The organism is Acidobacteriota bacterium (assembly GCA_039028635.1).
Classification (GTDB): domain Bacteria; phylum Acidobacteriota; class Thermoanaerobaculia; order Multivoradales; family JBCCEF01; genus JBCCEF01.
Genome location: JBCCHV010000113.1, coordinates 1 through 5,208, shown reverse-complemented (window position 1 = coordinate 5,208; position 5,208 = coordinate 1). Strand labels below are relative to the sequence as shown.

The 5,208-nt window shown below is 67.4% G+C and carries 4 protein-coding genes; 3 read left to right on the top strand and 1 reads right to left on the bottom strand.

Translation table 11 applies throughout. The annotated features are described in order from the left end of the window. Positions 1 to 403 (bottom strand): hypothetical protein (locus AAF604_24710; GenBank protein MEM7052887.1); only part of this gene is annotated, 403 nt, incomplete at its 3' end. A 185-nt stretch (positions 404 to 588) separates the two neighbouring features. Here AAF604_24710 and AAF604_24705 point away from each other — a divergent pair. From AAF604_24705 to AAF604_24695, 3 genes are all read left to right on the top strand, one after another. Continuing rightward, positions 589 to 2,784 carry a C25 family cysteine peptidase gene (locus AAF604_24705; protein MEM7052886.1) on the top strand — a complete coding sequence of 732 codons (2,196 nt, stop codon included), beginning with the start codon at positions 589 to 591 and terminating at the stop codon, positions 2,782 to 2,784. A gap of 169 nt (positions 2,785 to 2,953) precedes the next feature. Beyond that, positions 2,954 to 3,853, top strand: a complete 900-nt coding sequence (locus AAF604_24700; protein ID MEM7052885.1) for a hypothetical protein — start codon at positions 2,954 to 2,956, stop codon at positions 3,851 to 3,853. Next, on the top strand, positions 3,850 to 5,208 hold a 1,359-nt coding region (locus AAF604_24695; protein MEM7052884.1), incomplete at its 3' end, for a sulfatase. The genes AAF604_24700 and AAF604_24695, both read left to right, overlap by 4 nt.

Below are 5,208 nucleotides of genomic sequence, written 5' to 3'. Positions count from 1 at the left end.
GCGAGCTGATCGACGCCGTATTGCTCAGAATGCCCGGAGATGCACCGCCCGAAATATTGCAGGTGGCGGTGTAGGTGACGGTGCCGTTCTCGAGCAGGGTCACCGTATCGCTGATGTTGCCGGAGCCGGAGCCGGTGCAGCTCGAGCCTGAAGAGGCGGCACAGGTCCAGGTGCAGGTCAAGACTGACGGAAAGTTGTCCGTGACAGTGGCACCAAAGATGTCGTCCGGCCCGTTGTTGGTGCCGACGATCGTGTAGACCACCGAGCCGCCGATGGCGGAAACGCTGGCGCCGTCATCCTTGGTAATGGCGAGATCGGAAGACCCGATCCCGGCCCAGGCAACCGTCGAAACGAACAGGAAAAGGACCGAAAGGACGAGAAGGCGAGCTTGTCCGGTGCGCATCTGAGGCGACTCCCTATACCGCGGTTGGCGCGCAGTCGAGCCGTGCTCTGGCTTCCGACCACGCGATCTTTACTTCAAACTCCCCCCTCCGAGACTATTCTGTCGAAGGAATGGGGGCAAGTGACTATTCTCTATAGATCTCAAGCAATTACGGATCACAGTCCTTGCGGGCACACGGACTTGCGATGACCTTCCTGCGCCCGCTTCGCCATCGCTGCACCGGTTGCACTCTGCTCCTGGCTCTCGTCCTGGGCGCGGCGTCGTCGGTTGTCGCCGATGGCTGGAACGTCGCCGTCACAAAACCGGGGGTCTATCGACTGTCCTTCGAAGAGCTCGAAGCCACCGTCGACCAAATCCCTAGTTCTAAGGCGTCGACCGGCCTCAAAGCGTCTCATCGAGGAATATCGGTGCCTCTCTGGATCGTCGACGACGGCGATGGCACCTTCGGCACAGGAGACGAGATCCGCTGGGTGGCGGCGCGTTCTCTGCTCTGGCCGCGCCGCCTCCACGACGTGCTGCCGAAGGCGACCTTGCGGCTCGAGCGGGCCTCTGCCGCCCCGCCGGCTCCGACGCCACCGCTCTCACCGAGCGGCGAGGAGACTGCCACCGTCCTGTCACGCCAGCGGATCTTCGAAGAGGATCGGGTGCGGGCTCCCCTCGACAGCCCGGCCCTTGCCGAAGCGGTGGGATCGCCCTGGTTCTGGGCTCCCCTGAGCCACCAGCAGTCTTCGGCCTTCGGCCTCGATCTCGGCGATCTCGGGGACCGAGCGGACCAGGCGGATCTCGGGATCGCCATCGACCTCCTCGGTTGGACCCATCCGGACCTTCCCGAGGCGGTGCCCCACCACCGGGTCGAGGTCTGGCTCGACGGCCGCCGGGTCGGCGACGGAAGCTGGCGCGGCCGTCAGCGTCACCGCCTGCGCCTGCGCGTACTGGCGGACTCCCTCGCTGGAGCCGGCCGCCTCGAGCTGCGCATCCCAGCGCGCCGCATGCCGGACAGCGAAGACCCGCTGATCGACCTGGTCTATGTCGACCGCGTCGAGGTCACCTACCGGGTCGACCTCCTCAGCCGTCATGGCGACAATCACGCCCCCTGGATCGTGGAGCCCTCGGCACAGCCCACCTGGCTTGCCGACCCCGAAGCGCGAGCCGGCGAAAGGCTCTACGCCAACAGCGGCTGGTCGGCGCAGCCGGACCCCGACCGTGGCTGGTGGCTACCTGCCCGCCGAGAGGTGACGGAGGTCTGGCTCGCCAACGACGCCACCCTGCAGCGTCCTTCGGCGGTCACGACGGTCACGCCCGCCCCGGCGCTGCCGCCTGCTTTCGACTACCTGATGATCGCGCCGGCGGACCTGCTTCTCGCCACCGAGCGTTTGGCGACGGCGCACCGGCAGCGCGGCTTGCGGGTGGCGGTCGCCGAGCTCGGCGCCATCGCAGACCATTTCGGCTTCGGCGAGACCAGCGCCGCGGCTGTTCGCGCCTTTCTCGATCACGCGGTGCAGGCTTCTCCCGAGCTGCGTTTCGTGCTCCTGGTCGGCGACGCCGACTGGTTCTTGCCGCCCCACGGCGAGGCGGTCGGTCCATCGGAGCACAACCGGATCCCAACCCGCACCTACTTCTCGGCCTTCGGACCGGCGGCGACGGATCACTTCTTCGCCGCCACCGAGGATGACCCCAGCCGGCCGCGCTTCGCCCTCGGCCGACTGCCGGTCGCCGATGCCATCGAGCTCGACACGGCCATCGACAAGATCCTGCGCCACCTCGAAGGTCCGGCTCCCGAAGAGCCCCCTCGGGTGCTGCTGGTCAGCGACCAAAGCTCACCCTCCCTGGGTCGCATCGAGCGCTCCCAACAGCGGCTTTCGACAAACGGCTTGCAAGTCGACGAGGTGGCAGCGCAAGGCGAGGCACTCGACGAAGGTCTGATCGCCGCCCTCGACCAACGCCCAGCCGCCGTCCTGTTCAGCGGCCACGGCAGCCGCCATAGCTGGCAGCTCGGTGGCTCCCACGAGATGCGACCGGACTCCCTCTTTGATCGCGCCGATCTGGCGCGCCTGAGCCCGACGACCCGGCCGCCGATGGTGGTCAGCGTGTCCTGCACCACGGCACCCTTCGATCACCCCAGCGCCAGCTCCCTGGGCGAGGAGATGGTTCTCGCCGCCGACCGCGGCGCCCTCGCCTTCGTCGGCGCATCGTCCCGCCTCTACACCCGGCCACGTTTCGGCGAAGCCATCATCGAGGGCCTGCTCGCGGGTCTGAGCATCGGCGAAGCGATGGTGGCCGCCAAGGGCGAGCTCGACCATCCGGAGGTTTCGCGCCTCTACAACCTGCTGGGAGATCCGGCTCTGACCCTCGATCCAACGCCCCTCGAACCGGTCCCTTAGAGCGACTTTGACTGGCTTCTTTCAGCGCATCGCGAGCTGCTGTTCGAGCCGCACACCCCTTGTGAGCCCATGAACAGCTTGTTACCCTGCCGCGGGGAGTCTTGGCCGGCTCAATCCGCGGCGAGTTGCGAATTCCGCGTTCCACACGGCCTGTTTCAGGAGCCTAGCGATGTTTAGACAGCTCGGTTATTGGATTGCCCTGACCCTCGCCCTGGGTCTCCTCGCCGGCATCACCGGCACCCTCAGCGGTCAAACCGCAGATCAAACGGCCACCGCGACGGCGGTCGACGGCGTCGACATGGATGCCCTGCTGGCGATGAGCCAGGAGCAGCGATTCGACGCCATCCGAACCTTGGAGCGCGACACGCGCATCGCGGTGCTGCGCCAGCTCCCTCGCGACGAACGCAAGGCCTTTCGCGCCTTCCGCCAACCGACCGAGCAACTGGCCGATCTCCCGCCGGCGAACGATCGCCCGAGCGAGAATCCTCCGGTGAGCTCGCCCGGTCCCGCCCCGCCAGTTGCCGGAACCTCCATCCAGTACGACACCGGCACCTCGACCGGCTTCCTGACGGCGATCACAAGCGGCCGGTTCGTCGGCAATCGCTTCGACGTTGGCCTGAACGGCGCGGGCACGGCGACGGTCCCGGTGGAGCAAACCGGCACCATCACCATGGTCACCTTCGAGATGCGGCGGACCTACCAATCCACGGTGACCTGGAGCCTCTACAGCGACATCATGGGCACCTCGGCGGTTCAGGTCCAATCGGTGATCATCCCGGTCGCGGTCGGCCTCAACACCCACACCGTCGACCCCATGGTGACCCCCAACGTCTACCAGAACGGTTCCTTCCTCGCCGGAATTTGGCAATTCAACACCGCGTTCACCAGAATCGCCTCCGACAACGTCGATGCCGGACTCGGCTTTCACGCCGTCACCATCAACGAGCCCCAGACCGCGGCTCCGAACACCGGCATGGGCCTGACGTCGCTCGGCCCCCGGAACGCCGTCTTCCGGGTGACCGGAAACATCGTCACCCCTATCGAGCTGATGAACTTCGACATCGAATGAGCTCGCGGTATCGACCGACCCGCGGCGCGCTTCGGCGCGCCGTTTTGCTTTCGGCCCTGCTCCTCCTTTGTGCTCTCTCCTGCACGCCTCCGGCGGCGCGCTGGAGCGTATTGCTGGTGACCTTCGACACCACCCGCGCCGACCACCTGGGTGCCTACGGCCACCAAGCGGCGCGCACCCCGGTGCTCGATCGTCTGGCGGCCGAAGGGGTGCTCTTCGAGCAGGCGTTGGCGCCGGTGCCGATCACCCTGCCGTCCCACTCCAGCTTGATGACCGGCAAGGTGCCGCCAGCCCACGGGGTGCGCGACAACGGCCTGTTCGTGCTCGGTGAGGAGCAGGTCACGCTGGCGGAGCGGCTGCGGGGCGCCGGCTACCGCACCGCCGCCGCCATTGGCGCCTATCCGCTGCTGGCTCGCTTCGGAATCGCTCAGGGCTTCGAGCTCTTCGACGACCATCTCGGCACTCCCTACGAGGACCTCTACGGCCAGCGGGTACTGCCCAAAGAGCGGCTGTTCTTCGACGAGCGCCCGGCAGCGCGGGTCAACGCCGCCGCGCTGCCCTGGCTCGAAGACCACGCCGACGAGCCTTTCTTCCTCTGGCTCCACTACTTCGACCCCCACCATCCCCACGAACCGCCGGCGCCCTACGACCAGCTCTTCGCCCACGACCTCTATGACGGCGAGATCGCCTACGCGGACGAGAGCCTGGGCAAGGTGATCGAACACCTCGAGCGCCTCGGAGTGGCGGATCGCACGGTGGTCGTGATGACCTCCGATCACGGCGAGGGCCGCGGCGAGCACGAGGAGACGACCCACTCGTTGCTGACCTATCAGTCGACCCTCCACGTACCGTTGATCGTGCGCTGGCCCGAGGGACCCCGCGGTCGGCGGATCGGCAACCGGGTATCGACCATCGACGTCCTGCCGACGGTGCTCGACCTCCTCGACCTCGAGGTGCCCGAAGACATCCAAGGACAAAGCCTCCTGCCGCTGCTGGACGACGAGAAGGAAGGCCATGACCGACGGCGCGAGCTCTACGCCGAGACCCTTTCGCCGCGCCTCAGCCGAGGCTGGGGGGAGCTGCGCAGTCTGGTGGTGGACGGCAAGAAGTACATCCACGGCCCGCGGCCAGAGCTCTTCGACCTCGACGGCGATCCGCGGGAGCTCGACGACCTGATCGACCGCCAGCCGGAGCTGGCGGCGGCGCTGCGCGGTCGCCTGGAGCGCTACCTCGAGCGCCACGCGGCCCGCGACCTCGACAGCTCGGTGGCGGTGGACGAGGAGACGGTCCGGCGCCTGCAGGCCCTCGGCTACCTGCAGAGTGCCGGCAGCCGCGTCGGCGCCGTCGACGAGCGG